The organism is Paraburkholderia sp. BL23I1N1, from assembly GCF_003610295.1.
Classification (GTDB): Bacteria; Pseudomonadota; Gammaproteobacteria; order Burkholderiales; family Burkholderiaceae; genus Paraburkholderia.
On record NZ_RAPV01000001.1, the window covers coordinates 5224588 to 5240639 of the forward strand.

12 protein-coding genes and 2 pseudogenes are annotated in these 16052 nt (G+C 57.8%); 10 read left to right on the top strand and 4 right to left on the bottom strand.

Translation table 11 applies throughout. The annotated features are described in order from the left end of the window. Window positions 1–154 precede the first annotated feature (154 nt). The 10 genes and pseudogenes from B0G76_RS24455 to B0G76_RS24500 all read left to right on the top strand — a co-directional run bounded on the left by B0G76_RS24455 (window position 155) and on the right by B0G76_RS24500 (window position 11661). Window positions 155–1339, top strand: a complete 1185-nt coding sequence (locus tag B0G76_RS24455; RefSeq protein WP_120294813.1) for an OmpP1/FadL family transporter — start codon at window positions 155–157, stop codon at window positions 1337–1339. A gap of 420 nt (window positions 1340–1759) precedes the next feature. Continuing rightward, complete coding sequence (locus B0G76_RS24460; RefSeq protein ID WP_120294814.1) at window positions 1760–2773, top strand: IS110 family transposase; 1014 nt, start codon at window positions 1760–1762, stop codon at window positions 2771–2773. A gap of 1378 nt (window positions 2774–4151) precedes the next feature. Further along, complete coding sequence (locus tag B0G76_RS24465; protein WP_120294815.1) at window positions 4152–4979, top strand: fumarylacetoacetate hydrolase family protein; 828 nt, start codon at window positions 4152–4154, stop codon at window positions 4977–4979. Then, window positions 4976–5398, top strand: a complete 423-nt coding sequence (locus tag B0G76_RS44900; RefSeq protein WP_120294816.1) for a nuclear transport factor 2 family protein — start codon at window positions 4976–4978, stop codon at window positions 5396–5398. Before B0G76_RS24465 ends, B0G76_RS44900 begins: the two co-directional genes overlap by 4 nt. 79 nt (window positions 5399–5477) lie before the next feature. Further along, window positions 5478–6482 (top strand): ornithine cyclodeaminase family protein, encoded by a 1005-nt coding sequence (locus B0G76_RS24475; RefSeq protein ID WP_120294817.1) that lies wholly within the window; start codon window positions 5478–5480, stop codon window positions 6480–6482. A 46-nt stretch (window positions 6483–6528) separates the two neighbouring features. Continuing rightward, entirely contained in the window at window positions 6529–7632 is a 1104-nt protein-coding gene (locus B0G76_RS24480) for a hypothetical protein (RefSeq protein ID WP_259460707.1), read from the top strand. A 64-nt stretch (window positions 7633–7696) separates the two neighbouring features. Next, window positions 7697–8501: pseudogene (gene hpaH, locus B0G76_RS24485) on the top strand (2-oxo-hept-4-ene-1,7-dioate hydratase). A 10-nt stretch (window positions 8502–8511) separates the two neighbouring features. After that, the gene (locus B0G76_RS24490; RefSeq protein WP_120294819.1) at window positions 8512–9327 is read left to right on the top strand and encodes an aldolase/citrate lyase family protein; all 816 of its coding nucleotides are present in this window, start codon (window positions 8512–8514) and stop codon (window positions 9325–9327) included. Between the two features lie 68 nt (window positions 9328–9395). Further along, window positions 9396–10139 (top strand): SDR family oxidoreductase, encoded by a 744-nt coding sequence (locus tag B0G76_RS24495; RefSeq protein WP_120294820.1) that lies wholly within the window; start codon window positions 9396–9398, stop codon window positions 10137–10139. A gap of 39 nt (window positions 10140–10178) precedes the next feature. Continuing rightward, a pseudogene (locus B0G76_RS24500) lies at window positions 10179–11661 on the top strand (NAD-dependent succinate-semialdehyde dehydrogenase). Between the two features lie 42 nt (window positions 11662–11703). On the opposite strand, the gene B0G76_RS24510 reads toward B0G76_RS24500, so the two are convergent. From B0G76_RS24510 to B0G76_RS24525, 4 genes are all read right to left on the bottom strand, one after another. Beyond that, a complete protein-coding gene (locus B0G76_RS24510; RefSeq protein ID WP_120294822.1) occupies window positions 11704–12612 on the bottom strand; it encodes a LysR family transcriptional regulator in 909 nt (302 codons plus the stop codon). Between the two features lie 83 nt (window positions 12613–12695). After that, window positions 12696–13328, bottom strand: a complete 633-nt coding sequence (gene folE / locus B0G76_RS24515; RefSeq protein ID WP_120294823.1) for a GTP cyclohydrolase I FolE — start codon at window positions 13326–13328, stop codon at window positions 12696–12698. A 74-nt stretch (window positions 13329–13402) separates the two neighbouring features. Then, window positions 13403–14530: a porin gene (locus tag B0G76_RS24520; protein WP_120294824.1), complete on the bottom strand. Its 1128-nt coding sequence runs from the start codon at window positions 14528–14530 to the stop codon at window positions 13403–13405. A 196-nt stretch (window positions 14531–14726) separates the two neighbouring features. Beyond that, window positions 14727–16016, bottom strand: coding sequence for an MFS transporter (locus tag B0G76_RS24525; RefSeq protein ID WP_120294825.1), 1290 nt, complete (start codon window positions 16014–16016; stop codon window positions 14727–14729). Window positions 16017–16052 lie beyond the last annotated feature (36 nt).

The following is a 16052-nucleotide window of genomic DNA, read 5'->3' on the forward strand; positions in this document are numbered from 1 at the left end:
GCAGCTGGCACGTCCCTGTGCGGGCGCACCGCCTGCCTCAGTGATGTGGTCATTGGCAGGCGAGTGACAGGTATGCGGGGCGATCTGATTGCTTCACCGTGCAGGACGGCGCACCGGACTTTTTCAATACAACAAATCGTGGAATGGAGACGAAATGAGAACAGGCAGCTTGGTGGCGCTGACATGTGTCGGATGGCTCTGCGTGAGCGCGCATAGCTTTGCCAGTACCGGCATTTACGCAACCGGCTACGGCACACGTGAGCAAGGGATGGGCGGAGTCGGCATCGCAACCGGCGAGTCGGCGCTTGCGCCGGCAGAGAACCCCGCAGGCATCGCGTTTTCAGGCGACCGCCTGGATATCGGTGGCGGCCTGTTCTTCATCCACGGCGGGGCTCAGGACAACGGCGTCTCCTACAACGCGAAGACAGGCATCACGCCGATGCCCGAGTTCGGCTATGTGAAGTCGCTCTCGCCTTCGCTCGTGTTTGGCGTGGCGTCGTGGGCGTCTGGTGCGTCAATGAGTTACAGGGCGCCCTATGGAGGCGTTCCGGGAAATTCGAATACGTATTCGCAAGGTGTTTTTGTGCACGTTGCGCCCACCATTGCGTACCGCTTCGGGGCTGAGAAGAACCATGCACTTGCGCTGTCCTTCGTCGGAGCGCTGTCGACCATCGATGTCGAAGGCATTCAGGGCCAAACGGGACTGCCGAATCAGGGGCGTGACTGGACGCCGGGCTATGGCTTCAAGATCGGCTGGATGAGCCAGTTTACTTCGCAGCTGTCGATGGGCGCGTTCTATGCGTCGAAGGTTCAGTACACGCCCTGGCACAAATACGACGACATCTTCGCGGATGGAGGACGATTCGAAGAGCCGGAACAGTACGGCGTCGGCATCGCTTTCCGGCCGACTCCGAAGTGGCTGGTCGGCTTCGACTGGCTGCGGTTCAACTATGGCAAGACGCATGTGCTTGGCAATCCGGTCAACTTCGGCGCGCCGCTTGGCAGCATCGACGGTTCCGGGTTCGGCTTCGCCAACATCAACGCTTACCGCTTTGGGGTGCAATACGACGTGAGCGACCGGCTTACGGTCCGGGGCGGCTTCGAAATCACCAACCAGCTCGTGACGCCGGGCAATACCGCATTTACGTTTCTCGTGCCGACGACGCTCAGGCGCACCTACACGCTCGGCGCGACGTACCGGATCGACAAACAGACGGAGCTGTCGTTCGCGTATGCGGTGTCGCCGCGCGTGCAGGTGAACGGAACGGGCGTCAGCGCGGGGACCAACCCGTACGGGCAGAACAACTTCGTTGCACTCACCTATACGAAGAAATTCTGACCTCGGATCTAGTATGACGGCGCGGCGTATGACGCAAGTTTCGCCTACCTAATCAATCCCCATATCTTCCTATCGTTGGTGATTCCCGACGGCGGCTGCTTGCGAAGAGAGCAGCCGCCGCTCGTCGAGCGAGACTAGCCTTTTTCGCCTGTCGGGCTTCGGTTCGATCCGGCAGCACTGCGCACTGAAACGAGATCTGCTGCGCGCTTCTCTCTATCGCAAACACCTCACGGCCCGGGTCTTCGCATGCCGCGAAGCTATCAATATCACCCAAACTGCGTCGAATGATTTATGCGCCGCAGTTCCTTAAATCCTGCAAGTTGATAATCATTGAAAGGCCTCCTGGCCGCCCAAGAAAAGGGGGCGGCCAGGGTCTAGAGTTGAGATGCAGCCCTCAACCGACCCTTTCAGGAGGCTGAAATGAAGTATAGCGGCATCGATCTGCACTCGAACAACGCCGTAGTCGCCGTGATTGACGACCGGGACCGGGTGCTGTACTGCAGGCGGCTTGCCAATGATCTACAACTCATAGTGGCCGCGCTGGAGCCCTATCGGGATGAACTGCGGGGAGTGGTCGTGGAATCAACGTTCAACTGGTACTGGCTTGTCGACGGACTGATGGCCGACGGTTTTGCCGTACATCTGGCCAATACTGCAGCGATCAAGCAGTACGAGGGCCTGAAGTACTCAGGTGACGAACACGACGCCGTATTCCTTGCCCACATTTTTTGGCTTGGATTGCTGCCCGAAGGCTACATTTATCCGTCTCACGAACGCGCGTTACGCGACCTGGCGCGCAAGCGCATGCAGCTTGTCCAGCAACATACCCTGAACATCCTGAGTATCGAAAGCCTGCTCGCCAGGCAGTTCAATCTACGCATCAATGGAGAACACGTGCAACTTCTCGACGACGCAGCGGTGCGAGCACTCGCGTTGCCGCGGCACGTCGAGCGCGCGCTGATGGCTAACCTTGCCGTGCTCCATACGCTGTGCACAGAGATTCAGGCGCTTGAGACCATTCTCCACAAGGAAGTCAAGCTGCGCCCACAGTTCGACGTCCTCAAGAGTGCGCCCAGAATCGGCAACATCCTTGCGGCTACCATCATGCTCGAAACCGGCACCATCGCACGCTTCGCTAGCGTTGGCCATTTCAGCTTCTATTGCCGCTGCGTGGACAGCAAGCGCATCTCCAACGGCAAGAAAAAGGGCGAAGGCAATGCACGCAATGGCAACCGTTACCTTGCCTGGGCATTCGTCGAGGCCGCCGCTGGAGCGTTGCGCTGCTGTCCACAGGCCAGACGTTTCTATGACCGCAAAAAGTCAAAGCGCCTGCCCGTCGTGGCTATGAAGGCACTCGCACACAAGCTCGCGCGTGCCGCTTATTACATGATGAGGGAGGGCAAACCCTTTGACCTCAACCGATGTTTCGGCTGACCTTGGCGGGGGGGGGACGAGCCCGGCGGCATTGTTGGCATCAAACCAGCAAGTTGATTGGGACACCCCCCCGGCCATTCCCGATGCAGCGTAACGACTGAGACGCCCAGACCAAGAGCCCGAGCAAGCCTGGTACCCACACGGGTAACCATTGTTGTCTCACCCCTTGGACATTGGCCTGGTACCGACGGTTTTCTGGGGCTCCACGTGAGCCAGGGGCGAAGGCCAGAACACCGGCACTCGCCTTGAACCCGATGGGTGACTGGTGCGGATCAGTTCCGCAACCAGATGAACGAAATACCGGGTGCGCCGCGACATTTCGCTTCGCACGGGGCCAGCGACCCGCTTTGCAACAACGCAAGGCCGCGCCTTGCGGGTAGTGCTGTACCGCTTTCCAACGGCCTTTCAATGGGTGACAGTGCCTTATGGAAGACTCCGATACAACGTTGCACCGGAATTCTGAATTTCCGTCGCGACGTACCAAACAGATATTGCATCTGCCGAGCAACACTCCTCTTGAGTTCGGAGTAACGGCAGCCTACCTGTTGTCGAAGAGAACCAGACTTTATTCGGACGTAGGCTATGCAAAAGACAACGAATCAGATGTTGGCCTCGCCGGATTCGGTACGGGGTGGTAGCTCGTAAAAATCAGACGGGCGTTGTCGTTGGAATTGACCATCGATTCAAGCTAAGACTACGCTTGGCTCGCACTACCTGGTCGACCTGATACCCGCACGGCGGGTACGCCACTCCGGCGGCGTGCTGTCATACAGTGCTTCCTCGCGCGCAAAGTCCCCGAGGTCGAGCCAGTGCGGCACGAAATAAACGCAAGGCATGCGCTCCTGGCCAATCAGCGGACACCTCAGTCGTAACCTGCATGGAAATCACGGAAATACCAGCGACGCTGGCGTCAAACGTTGCCTGCGCCCCAGTGAGAACCCTGCAGGCTCCATTCTACCGGTGCATGTCCAATATGCAGATACTTCAGTATCGTTTGTGCGCCGAACTGGGTAAGTTGGACATGCAATGAGGCAACCGCACGACCACGCGCCTTTCCGCTGACCGCTTTCTTATTGGGGATGGAGCAGAGCGTCTTCAAACCCTGCGTGCTCCGTGGATTTGAGTTGACGCGCGTCAACGGGGCGCTGCTGCGCAGAGTCGTTTGGACGTGACCCCATCGCTTCTGCTCGGTATCACGTTTGACAGACGCCACACCTACTCTCGGGTCATGATCTTGCCGGAGCGCCCCGCTTCTTTGGAGCGGGTTCCACCGCGTCGGATGACGGCGCACCCGAACCGCGGATAAGCGCCTATTACTCGGAAGCTGCCGCGGCACCGGGAGGGTTTCTGTGCAATCTTTTCAACACGGAAGACAAACATGAAAATTGTCCGTTTCGAACATTCTGGCCACGAACGATGGGGCGTGGTCGACGCGGATCTGGTTGTGCCGATTCCCGGCGACGACAGTTTCCACGTCGCCATTGAGAACGCGCGCAACCTGCGGGTGGACGATGCTGTCGCGCTTTCTACGGTCAAGCTGGTGGCCCCCGTGCGCCGCGACGCCAAGATCATTTGCGCTGGATTGAACTATCGCGGACATCTGCAAGAGATGAAGCGCGACCTACCCACGCATCCGTCGATCTTCTTGCGGTTCCCCGATTCGTTTGTCGGTAACGCCGAGAATGTCATCCGGCCACGGGTCACCGATAGCTTCGATTACGAAGCGGAATTGGCCGTCGTAATCGGCAAGGAAGCCAGATACGTTGCCAACAGTGAGGCGCTTGACTACGTAGCAGGCTATACCTGCATGGCTGAGAACTCCGCCCGGGACTTCCAGAAGCACAACACGCAGGCGACACCTGGAAAGAATTTCGACCGGTCAGGCGCGATTGGCCCGTGGATCGTAACTGCGGACGAGATTCCCGACCCAAGCAGACTGACGCTGATCGGAAGGCTGAACGGAGACGAGGTTCAGCGCACAGGAACTGATGATTTGATCTTTTCAGTGTCTCATCTCATCGAGTACATTAGCTCGTTCACAACGTTGTATCCGGGCGATGTCATTGCGACGGGGACACCTGATGGCATCGGCATGACGCGCACCCCGCCGCGCTACCTTAAAGAAGGTGACACGTTCGAGGTCGAAATCGATTCGATCGGAACGCTCATAAATTACGTTATTAATGAAAACAGGAGGGGGAAATGACTGAGAGCGACACCGTAATTGCGCAAATTCATTGTATCAAAACTGTGTACGAGTTCTTTCATTGCCTTGACGATCGTACACATGACCAGATTGTCGAACTCTTCCCTGCACATGGCGTGTGGGACCGCAACGGAGAAATGCTCGAGGGGCGCGCTGCGATTGCTAATGCGCTCGCAAACCGACCGGCTGATCGTCGGACGTTTCACGCCGTATGCAACCCGCTTGTCGAGCTTACCCAATCGAACAGAGCCACCGTACACTTTTATCTGACCGTCTATGAGGCGAAAAAGGACATGTCTGTCCGGAGCGCGCCAATCGTCCCATCAGCGGTTCGCCGATGCACTGATTCACTGGTATTCGATGGAAGCCGTTGGCTAATTGAGCGTAAGTCTAGTTCTCGCCATCTGCCTTTCGCATAGGCGTCACGGAGCCCCAAGAAATCTCGCGCCTGAGAAAACTATCTGAAATTGGTAAAACCATGCATATCAGGAGTACAAAATGAATGCAGATGCATTGTGGTTGACAGAAGCTGATGTCTCGCGACTTGTTCCGCTCGATGACGCTATCGATGCTCTTGAGAGCAGCTTGGGCGAGATCGCCAACGGTGTGGCGTCAAATGTGCCCAAAGCTCTGGGTGACATTGGCAATGGCGGCGCGATGCATTCACTGGGATCAGCGTCGCTACGTGTCGGGGTCTGTGGATTCAAGAGCTGGGCCCACACAAAGAACGGGGGGAAAGCGGTGTTCTCGCTGTTCAGCACCGAGAATGGCCACCTGCTGGCGATGATGGAAGCGAACACTCTTGGTCAAATCCGCACGTCCGCGATGACCGCGGTTGGCACGCGTTGGGTCGCGAGTAAACATGCGAGCGATATGGCCATTATCGGATCAGGAAAGCAGGCGCTCGCCCAGATCTTTGCTGTAAACGCTGTCCGGCCGCTTAAGCGAATACGTGTTTGGAGTCGGACTGAGGAGCGGCGGCATGTTTTTGCCGAAAAGGTCGCTGCCTGCATTGGTACAGCTGAGGTAGTTGAAGCCGCGACGCTTGAGGAGGCGGTCGACCGGGCGGAGATTGTGACGCTCGTTACGCGCGCAACCCAGCCGTTCTTCTCGGCACGCCTCCTCTCACCGAATACGCACCTGAATGCAGTTGGTGCCATCTTGCCAGTCAACGCGGAGTTTTTCCCCGACGTGTTCGATCGCGCCGGTTCCATCGTCGTTGACGATCTGGCAAACACGCGGAAGGCGTCACGGGAGTTCATGGACCACTTTGGGAGCGAGGAGGACCGCTGGAGTGGCACCGTTCAATCGCTGCCGGAAGTAATCAAGCGAGGTCTGCAGCGATCCTCGCAAGGCGACATCACGCTGTTTAAAGCGATGGGCATGGGGATTTCCGATCTCGCGATTGCCAATTTGGCATACGAACGTGCATCTACAGGACACGGCTCAGAACTCCGCCTGCCGCTTACGGCGCCGGCACCGATTCGTTGGTCAAAAGCGTGACGGCGCACCGCTGTCCGTGAGTCAAGTCACATAACAGGAGCAAGACATGAGCGAGAATACCTTTACCATGCTTGACGGCAATGCCGCCGCGCCGACACCGATCAAGCCGTGGTCACCTGTACTCGTACCCCGAGAAGTCATTGACCGGGAGATCGAACGGCTGGCATCCATGCCGCTCCCGGAGGACGGCCGGCGCGCCACCCTGATCGTGCATCCATCCTGCACAGACGGCTCCATGGGCTTCGCGCCGGGGGTCGATGTCACGATCAGTGTCATGAAGCCGGGCGAAGTGACGCGCGCGTTGATGCGCAATTCAAACCAGGTCGAATTCTGCATCCGCGGTTCGGGCGTTGTTAGTGTCGGTCAGCAGGAAAAGGAACTGAGCAAATGGGGTGTCCTCTCGATTCCGTCGATGCAGGCGTACTATCATCGGAATACGGGGAATGAACTCTGGGTGCGAATCACCTATTCGAACGCCCCTCTCCTGAGGAAGCTCGCTGTCCACTGGATCAACTACGAACAGGACGTTGCCGAACGCGATATTCAGGCCTCTTCGCGAGGCCTGGACGACGGGTATAACCGGAAAAATGCTCCGGATGTGGTCATTTCCGAGGATGGCGCCCGCCTGCGCGGCTATGAATATTTGACGGACATTGAGGTTGTGGAGAACCGTCCGCTCGTTTGGCCGTGGGAAAACGTGGTCGAAATGCTTACGCGGCAGGAGGGCGACGGCAAGCGCAACATCATCCTCTTGTATAACCCCGCGACGGAGCGACGCAACGGCACGACACACTCGTTTTTTGCGACCATGTTTTCGCATCCCGCCGGCAAACCTGCGCGAAAGATCGGCCGCGGCCACAAACACAGCTCGGTTGCAATCAATTACCACTTCACCGGACACGGGAAGAGCATCGTGGACGGCGTCGAGATTCCGTGGAAGGCTGGTGATCTGCTTCTCTCGGGTCCGTCCTGGTCGGAACACGCACACTATTACGACGAGGAGCCAACCTTCATTCTGACCATTCAGGACCATCCGCTGCATATTGGCATGGAATCCCTGATCTGGCAGGAGCGCATGGACGGACCGATTCTCAATCTCGGCTCAGAAACGGGGCAGAAGGGTTACGTCGGGCCGCGGATTGCAGGTTAAACCGTGGAATGGGGTCATCTCACGTGCGCAGGACAACGACGAGGCCCCCAACAAGGATGAGTTCATGCTTCCGCAAGACACTATCAAGATGCTAGCCCGGCAGCTTTACGATGCGAGAAAGCGACGGGTGCAAGTGCCGCATTTCACGAAACAGTATCCCGAATTTACCATCGACGATGGGTACGCGATCCAGCGTGAATGGGTGGCACTCGAGATCGCGGATGGACGTAGCATAAAGGGGCGAAAGATCGGCCTCACGTCCCGGGCAATGCAGCAGGCTAGCCAGATTACCGAGCCAGACTTCGCCCCCTTAATGGACGACATGTTCTTCGAAGCGGGCGGAGATATTCCATTTGATCGTTTCATTGCTCCGCGTGTTGAAGTTGAGCTCGCGTTCGTTCTTGAACGTCCCCTGAAAGGCCCGGGCATTACCCTGTTCGATGTGCTTTCATCCACGGCGTACGTCGTACCCGCGGTCGAGATCATCGATGCCCGAATTGAGCAGTATGACAGCGAGACGCGGCTGATGCGAAAGGTGGGCGACACGATCAGCGATTTCGCTGCGAACGCCGGTGTCGTACTTGGTGGTCGGCCCGTCAAGCCAATGGATGTAGATCTGCGTTGGATCGGTGCGATCCTGCATCGGAACGGGGTGATTGAGGAGACAGGCCTGGCAGCTGGCGTCCTGAATCATCCGGGCAACGGTGTCGCGTGGCTCGCCAACAAGATCGCTCGCTACGACGAGCAGATCAACGCGGGTGATATCGTGCTTGCCGGCTCGTTCACAAGGCCGGCTCACGCAGGAGCAGGCGACGCGCTCCACCTCGATTACGTGGCCGCTCGGTTCGATTTCGTTCCGCTTCGCGTGAGGAGAGTCACATGAAGAATGCGGGGAACACCTTTCGTGACGCCCTGCGCGCGGGTCAAACGCAAATCGGATTATGGGTGGGTCTAGTCGACGCGAACACGACCGAGTTGCTTGCGGGTTGCGGGTTCGACTGGCTACTGTTTGACTGCGAGCACGCCCCAAATGATGTGCGTACTACGTTGGACCAGTTGCGCGCAGTGGCGCCGTACCGCCCACAAGCGATCGTGCGGCCAGTGCAAGCTGGTGTCGCCCTCGTCAAGCAATACCTTGATGTGGGCGCCCAGACGCTCTTGATCCCGATGATCGATACGGTAGAGCAGGCGCGAATGATGGTGAGGGCGATGCGCTATCCACCCGAGGGGATTCGCGGGATGGGCGCCGCTTTGGCACGCGCTTCGCGCTGGAATCAGGTCCAGAACTACGTCGACGGTGCAAATGACGAAATGTGCCTCCTCGTGCAGGCAGAGACGCTGGAAGCAATGCGCTACCTCGAGGATATTGCAGCAGTCGAGGGCGTAGACGGCGTTTTCTTTGGACCGGCAGATCTATCCGCGTCGATGGGTCATCGTGGCCAGGCCAATCACGAGGCTGTACATCATCGCATCATCGATGGAATCAAGTTGGTCCGCGATGCTGGCAAAGCCGCAGGTGTCCTCGTCTCCGATCGCCAGGCCGGGCAGACCTATCTCGATGCTGGCGCCCAGTTCGTCGCGGGCGGAGTCGATACAACGCTTCTCATACGAGCGGCCACGGCTTTGGCCGGCAGCTACAAGACGCCGGGCGCGAAGGGCGGGGAGATACCCGTCTCAAGCGGTAGCGCGTATTGAGGCAAAGGGCTCTACCTGACGGACTGGCGAGCCACGCTTGACACTATCTATTCCAAACGGAGATAAGAATGAGACACGAAAATCTTTTTGTGGTAACGGGGGGCAGTCGCGGAATCGGCGCAGCTGTCGCCCGGCTCGCCGCAAAGACGTATCCGGTCGTCATCATGTACAGGGAAAACGCCGACGCGGCCCATCGGCTCGTGCACGAGATTCACGCTCACGGCGGACAGGCCTGGGCCCTTCAAGCCGACGTCGGCGACGAGGCCTCGCTTTTGCGCGCCCTCGAGCAGATCGACGAGCTCGGGCAGATGGCCGTTCTCGTTAACAATGCCGGCGTAACGGGCGGTGTTTCGCGTCTAGCCGACCTGAAGGCCGGGAATCTGTCGGAGGTGTTCCGGGTGAATGTCGTCGGCGCATTCGTGGCTGCGCGGGAAGCGGTGAAGCGCATGTCTACCGCTCGCGGAGGGAAGGGCGGTGTGATCATCAATATTTCCTCAGGCGCTTCGGTCCTCGGCTCCCCGAACACATGGATTCATTATGCCTCTTCGAAGGGGGCACTAGATACGATGACCATCGGACTATCCAAGGAGGTGGCTCGCGAGGGAGTGCGCGTCAACGCGGTTCGGCCCGGCATCATTGACACCGAATTGCACCAGCAACGCACACCGGAAGCTCTGGAGCGCTTCGCGAGCACGATTCCGATGGGACGCATGGGCACCGCAGACGAAGTGGCTGAGTCCGTGGTTTGGCTCGCCTCGCCGGCAGCGTCGTATGTCACCGGATGTTTGATGGACGTTCGTGGCGGTCTGTAGCACCCATAAAACCTGCGATTGACCGAGGGAATCGTCTGGATGGAAATTACTGTACAAAGTCCGCTTTCGGAAGCTCTGACCCGGCCCGAATTGCTCCGCGAGAGCAACTATGTCAATGGAACGTGGGTCACCGTAGCCGGCGAGGCCGCGATTGTCGTGCGCAATCCCGCCACTGGCAACGTTGCCGACCGGGTGCCTCAACTTGACTCTCAGGCCGTACGGCGCGTAGTAGCCAACGCGGCCGATGCTTTCTCGACCTGGCGACAGGTATCAGCGCGTGATCGCGCGCGGCTTTTTACGCGCTTGGCATGGGGCAATTCTCGCCAACCTGGAAGATCTCGCCCTGATCCTGACGACCGAGCAGGGGAAGGCCCTGACTGAAGCCCGCGGTGAAATTCGGTACGCCGCTTCGTTTATTGAATGGTTTGCGGAAGAGGCAAAGCGGATAAATGGAGACGTACTTCCTGCTCCCACAAATGGGAACCGGATTCTTGTCGTAAAGCAACCGGTCGGAGTGTGCGCAGCGATCACGCCGTGGAACTTTCCGGCCGCGATGATTACGCGAAAGGTGGGCCCTGCACTCACTGCAGGATGCACCGTCGTGCTCAAACCCGCTAGCGCAACCCCGTTCATGGTGCTTGCGCTTGCTGCACTTGCCGAGGAGCCGGGGATTCCGCCCGGTGTGCTAAATGTTGTGAAGGGTAGCGCGAGCATCATCGGTAATGAGTTGTGCCGAACCCGCAGGTACGCAAGCTCACCTTTACCGGTTCCAAGGAGGTGGGACGGGAGCTCATCGCCAGCTCGGCCGGGACGATCAAGAAGTTCTCGATGGAGTTGGGCGGCAACGCGCCATTCATCGTCTTTGACGATACGGACGTCCCGAAAGCAGTTGCCGCCGCCATCTTCTCGAAGTTCCGCAATTCGGGGCAGACGTGCGTCTGCACCAACCGCATTCTCGTTCAGGAAGCGGTGTACGAATCGTTCTGCTGTCAGTTCGAGCAAGCGGTCTCAAAACTGCGCGTGGGGATAGGCACCGAGCCGGACGTCGATCAGGGCCCGCTGATTAATAACGCGGCGATCACGCACCTCGAAGATTTGCTACATGACGCCGTGGCGCTCGGAGGAAAGATCACGGTTGGGGGAACGCGGAGCCAGCGCGACGGAAATTTCTTCAGTCCCACGGTCGTTCGTAACGTGACGCCTGACATGCGGCTCTTCCTGGAAGAGGCTTTCGGGCCCATCGCACCGATCGTCCAATTCAGGACGGAAGAAGCAATCGCCCTGGCGAACGGCACGGAGTTCGGCCTTGCGAGCTATTTCTTTGCAACGGGAATTGACCACATCATCCGGGTGTTTGAGGCGCTTGAGACCGGTATGGTTGGCATCAATACGGGCGCCATCTCGTCTGAGGTTGTGCCTTTTGGTGGTGTAAAGCAATCGGGACTCGGACGAGAGGGGTCGAAGTAACGGAATTGAGGATTACCTTGAAATCAAGGCGGGCGTCCTCTCCGGGACGTTCTGAGTCTGGGTAGCCGGCCGTCGTTTTCCACGGCCGGCGATGTTTCTATCTCGTGTTTTCGTGGGGGAACAGCATCAGAAACGTCTCGCGGAGCCAAACGTGGGCGGGATCTGAATCATGCCGTGTGTGCCAGTACATTTTTACGTCAAAAAACGGCGAAGGGAAGGGAACGTCAAATACATCGATTGGCGTGTCCGTCTGGAAGTTCCGAGCGATCCGTGACGGGACCGTGACGAGCACATCAGACAAACCAAGTACCTTGGGAAGCGCAAAATAATTTGGCATCCGTAGCACGATGTTACGCCTGATCTTCAGATCCTCGAACGCGTTTTCGACTGGGTCGTCGAGCGGATTGATTGCGACGTGTGAGCTCTCCTCAAATTCTTCCAGCGTGAGACCTGGGGGTTGTACCGTGCTGGCAATTTTCCGTCGCATGACCACGCAATGATCACGAAAAACCGGCTCCTCTCGGATGGATTGTCTGGACATGTTCAGATGTCCAACCACGAGATCGACTTCGCGATCGAGCAGCATCCGATCGTAACTGGCACGCGGTGCCTGAAAGATCCCGAGCTTGACTTGAGGAGCGGTAGTGTGGAGGTAGCTCAATAAGGAAGGGACGAACAATATCTCCCCGACATCGGAAAGAAGCAGCCTGAATTCCCTTGTGCAATTTTCGGGCTTGAAGTCGCTGGAATCGATGAGCGAATCGCTGATCGTCTCAAGCGCTGTCCGGACCGGTTGAGCCAGGCGGTCGCACCGCGCTGTCGGCTCAAGCCCACCAGGTGTACGAATGAAAAGGCGGTCGCCGAGCGCCTCCCTGAGGCGTGCCAACGCATGACTAACCGCCGGCTGGCTTAGGTGGACTTCTTTCGACACTTCAGCAAGATTCCGGAGTCGATAGACTGCATCGAAAATCTTCAGCAGATTGAGATCCAGGCGGTTCAGGTCCATGTCGCTTCCGGGGAGGGGAATTTTGGCGGCGGGTAGCTTGCTGGCGCCGACAGGATGCGACGATACCAGATCTAGCGGAAGGCTTACGCATTCGGCAGCGCAGCGACCGCACTGTGGCCAATGATCGAAAGAAACTCTCTCCGCGTCGACGGGTCATCACGAAAAACCCCTCGCATGCGACTTGTGACTAGGGCGGCGCCGGGCTTATGTACGCCTCGTGTGCTCATGCATTGATGGGCAGCTTCGAGCACCACGGCGACCCCGAGCGGTTGCAGGACGCTTTCGAGCGCATCCGCGATCTGGACCGTCAGCTTTTCCTGGATCTGAAGTCGCTTTGCATACGCGTCTACAAGACGGGCGAGCTTGGAGATCCCGACGACCCGTCGCGAGGGAAGGTAGGCAACATGGGCGCGCCCGATGATCGGCACCATATGATGCTCGCAATAGCTTTCGAATCGGATGTCCTTCAACACGACCATTTCGTCGTAACCATCCACCTCTGAGAACGTCGTGGCAAGAATCTGCACCGGGTCGGATTCGTAACCGGAAAAGAACTCGCGATAGGCACGGATCACCCTCGCAGGTGTATCCAGCAGCCCCTCTCTGGATGGATCATCGCCTGCCCAGCGGATTAGCGTCCGCACGGCCTCCTCGGCGTCCCGTTGGGAGGGTTTCGAAAAATCCATTGCGGCGGGATCTAGACATCTGATGTTCATGATGTTTTCCAGTCGACTAGCGCCCAACGGTACCCTATCGAGGGACCGTCAGACCGTTGTTTAAATTGCGGGCGTCAGAACTTGTTGCGAAGGCCGACGCGAACGAGCAACTGGTTCTTGCTGCTCGATGCATCGGGGGGAGCAGCGCCAAAAGTATCCGGGGCAATTGCGGCGGCGGACGCATCTCCGACGGCTCTTTGATAGACTGTGGTCAGGTATACGTCAGTGCGCTTGGACATTAAGTAGTCCACATTCAGTTGAATTTGATGGTACTTCGGCGCGGCGCCAGTCGACGCGAGTTTGCCGTCCGTGTAACTATATTCGCCGACCACCCAGAGTGCTGGCGTTGCCCGGTAGACCAGGTTGGCTTCGTAGTTGTCGAAGGAGAGTCGGTCGGTCGCCGACTGAAACTTTGAATGGCTGTAGACCAAAGCTGCACGGAGAGCGTCAAACTTATAAGCAGCGGCGGCTGCCACGACATCCTCACGCGCGACGGCCGTTTTGAGTCCCTCGGCGCCCAAAGCCCCCGTCGTCGTGACATTGATGTAGTCGCCCGAGACGGCACCACTCGTGTTGTCGTTCGGATTATTCAGGTGGAGGTACCCGACACCGAGGGATATCGGGCCGTTCTGATAGGATCCGCCTAAGCTCCATGCGCGGTTATCGCTGAATCCTCCCGCCGTGTTGCTGAATCCGTACAAGCCGCCGAACTTGAAGCCGCCGTAGCTGATGCTTGTGTACTTGATGGAGTTGTTGATTCGGAAAGCGTTCTGCAGATTGTCGTTATCAAACGGGTGCGTGTAGCCCGTGTAAATCAAGCCTGTCAACGGCTGCACGAAATCGACGACCATATCATACTGTCGACCCAGCGAGAGCGTGCCCGCCTTATCGCTGCTTAGCGCCACCCAAGCTTGGCGTCCGAATAGACGGCCACCTTGCGATAGAGACCCGTTCGTCAGGGAGAAGCCGTTTTCCAGTACAAAGATCGTTTTCAGGCCACCGCCCAAGTCTTCAACTCCGCGGAATCCCCATCGATTACCTTGCGACACGCCGCTGGTCATTGTCCAGCTTGAGTGACCCTTGATATTGCTGATGTAGTTTATACCGGCGTCGACGCTTCCGTACAGCGTGACGCTGCTTTGTGCGCTCGCAGCTCCCGAGAACAGAAAGAGGGCTGCGAGATAGATTCGTTGCTTTTTCATAGACGTCTCCTTGTATTGTTGTGATCTCCGAACACCTGTGATATGGCCTATGGCTTCTTATTATTTAGGTATCTTTAATATTCAAATATCATCGAAAAAACGACGCTGGTTGCTCTAACGTCAGATTCCAGATGCTTGCGACGGTCTAGTTGGTGTCCTTTAAATCGGGCGCGGTTGAGCTGACTGGAGTGCGTGCCTAGGATTTATAGCGGTACGGGCCAATCAGGAAAATTGCGAGCCCGCTCGTTACGCTCAGGACAGACGCAGAGATCATGACCACAGTGTATCCATGAAATTTGTCATATCCGACACCGAAGAGAATAGGGCCGGCAAGCGTGCCGATACAAAAGAGCGAAATCATGAAGCCATAAACAATGCCGAATGACTTCAGCCCAAAATATCGTTTGACGAGATAGGGCATGAGGTCACCCTCGGCACCGACCAGCATCCCGGTTAGACCGGCCGCAATCGCAAGTGTCGGAAACGATGTAGATTGCGTAGAAGCTGCGAGAATCGCGGCTCCCACTGCGCCAAGGAAAAACACGCAGGTGGAAAGTATCCGGGCAGGTGTCAGGTCGAGCAGCAGCCCAGCCATGAACCGGCCGATCGTGAGACCTGTTGCTGCGAAGGCGCTGCCGGCGGCGGCCTTGCTCGCAGTAGCGCCCCTGTCTACCAGCAGCGCGGGAATATGCACCATGCTCCCGAGGCCGACGGCAGCGACCGCGGCAATGCTGATACTGATAATCCAGAACTGAGGCGTCCGGAAGGCTTCGGCGAGCGTCATGCCAAAGCCGTCGGGAGACACGCCAGCGATAGTCGGGCCTTGTGCAGCGGAAGCCGAATGAACAGAAACGTCCACTTGGGACAGGAACAAGATCGATATGCCACCGAGGATTGCCGCGACGATAGCCAGTATCGCGTAGGCGTGTTGCCAGCCGTACTGGCCGATTGCCCAGCGTGCCAACAGCGGAGCCCCGGCCGCGCCAACTCCGGCGCCAAATGACGCAATACCGAAGGCGAGGCCAAGCCTTCGTTCAAACGAACGCGCGAGAATGGGCAAGTAGCCCACCGGGGTAGTCGCAACACCGAGGAGACCGAGAGCAAAGACCTTCAAACCCACGGCTCCAGCAATTAGTGGCCCAACTGCAAGGGAAAGCAGGGAGAGTACGAACAGAACGATCGAGCCGCCGATGACCTTGTTAAAGCCATAACGATGAATCAGATGCCCTGCAAACGGCGAACTCATCGCTATGCCTAGCGAGGAGAGCGCGACACAGCTCGACGCGATTGCACGACCCGAGCCGAGCGATGACGCGATGGGCAAAAGAAAAACGCCAGAAGTGCCGGCAAAAAGCGCTGTGTAGCCACCGGCCAACCCTAATGTTGCGGCGGCAAGAATGATAAGGCTGCGCCAGTAGGAGGCGCCTCGCACGGCGCTCTCAGCCAAAGCAGGGACCTCCAGCTCCGGGAAATACTGATTCTCCATTTTTTAAAGTATCCTTGACTCGAACGGTTGATCATT

Coding starts and splice junctions, on each gene's coding strand:
- B0G76_RS24455 (WP_120294813.1), top strand. CDS start 155: ATGAGAACAGGCAGCTTGGTGGCGCTGACATGTGTCGGATGGCTCTGC.
- B0G76_RS24460 (WP_120294814.1), top strand. CDS start 1,760: ATGAAGTATAGCGGCATCGATCTGCACTCGAACAACGCCGTAGTCGCC.
- B0G76_RS24465 (WP_120294815.1), top strand. CDS start 4,152: ATGAAAATTGTCCGTTTCGAACATTCTGGCCACGAACGATGGGGCGTG.
- B0G76_RS44900 (WP_120294816.1), top strand. CDS start 4,976: ATGACTGAGAGCGACACCGTAATTGCGCAAATTCATTGTATCAAAACT.
- B0G76_RS24475 (WP_120294817.1), top strand. CDS start 5,478: ATGAATGCAGATGCATTGTGGTTGACAGAAGCTGATGTCTCGCGACTT.
- B0G76_RS24480 (WP_259460707.1), top strand. CDS start 6,529: ATGAGCGAGAATACCTTTACCATGCTTGACGGCAATGCCGCCGCGCCG.
- B0G76_RS24490 (WP_120294819.1), top strand. CDS start 8,512: ATGAAGAATGCGGGGAACACCTTTCGTGACGCCCTGCGCGCGGGTCAA.
- B0G76_RS24495 (WP_120294820.1), top strand. CDS start 9,396: ATGAGACACGAAAATCTTTTTGTGGTAACGGGGGGCAGTCGCGGAATC.
- B0G76_RS24510 (WP_120294822.1), bottom strand. CDS start 12,612: ATGGACCTGAACCGCCTGGATCTCAATCTGCTGAAGATTTTCGATGCA.
- folE (WP_120294823.1), bottom strand. CDS start 13,328: ATGAACATCAGATGTCTAGATCCCGCCGCAATGGATTTTTCGAAACCC.
- B0G76_RS24520 (WP_120294824.1), bottom strand. CDS start 14,530: ATGAAAAAGCAACGAATCTATCTCGCAGCCCTCTTTCTGTTCTCGGGA.
- B0G76_RS24525 (WP_120294825.1), bottom strand. CDS start 16,016: ATGGAGAATCAGTATTTCCCGGAGCTGGAGGTCCCTGCTTTGGCTGAG.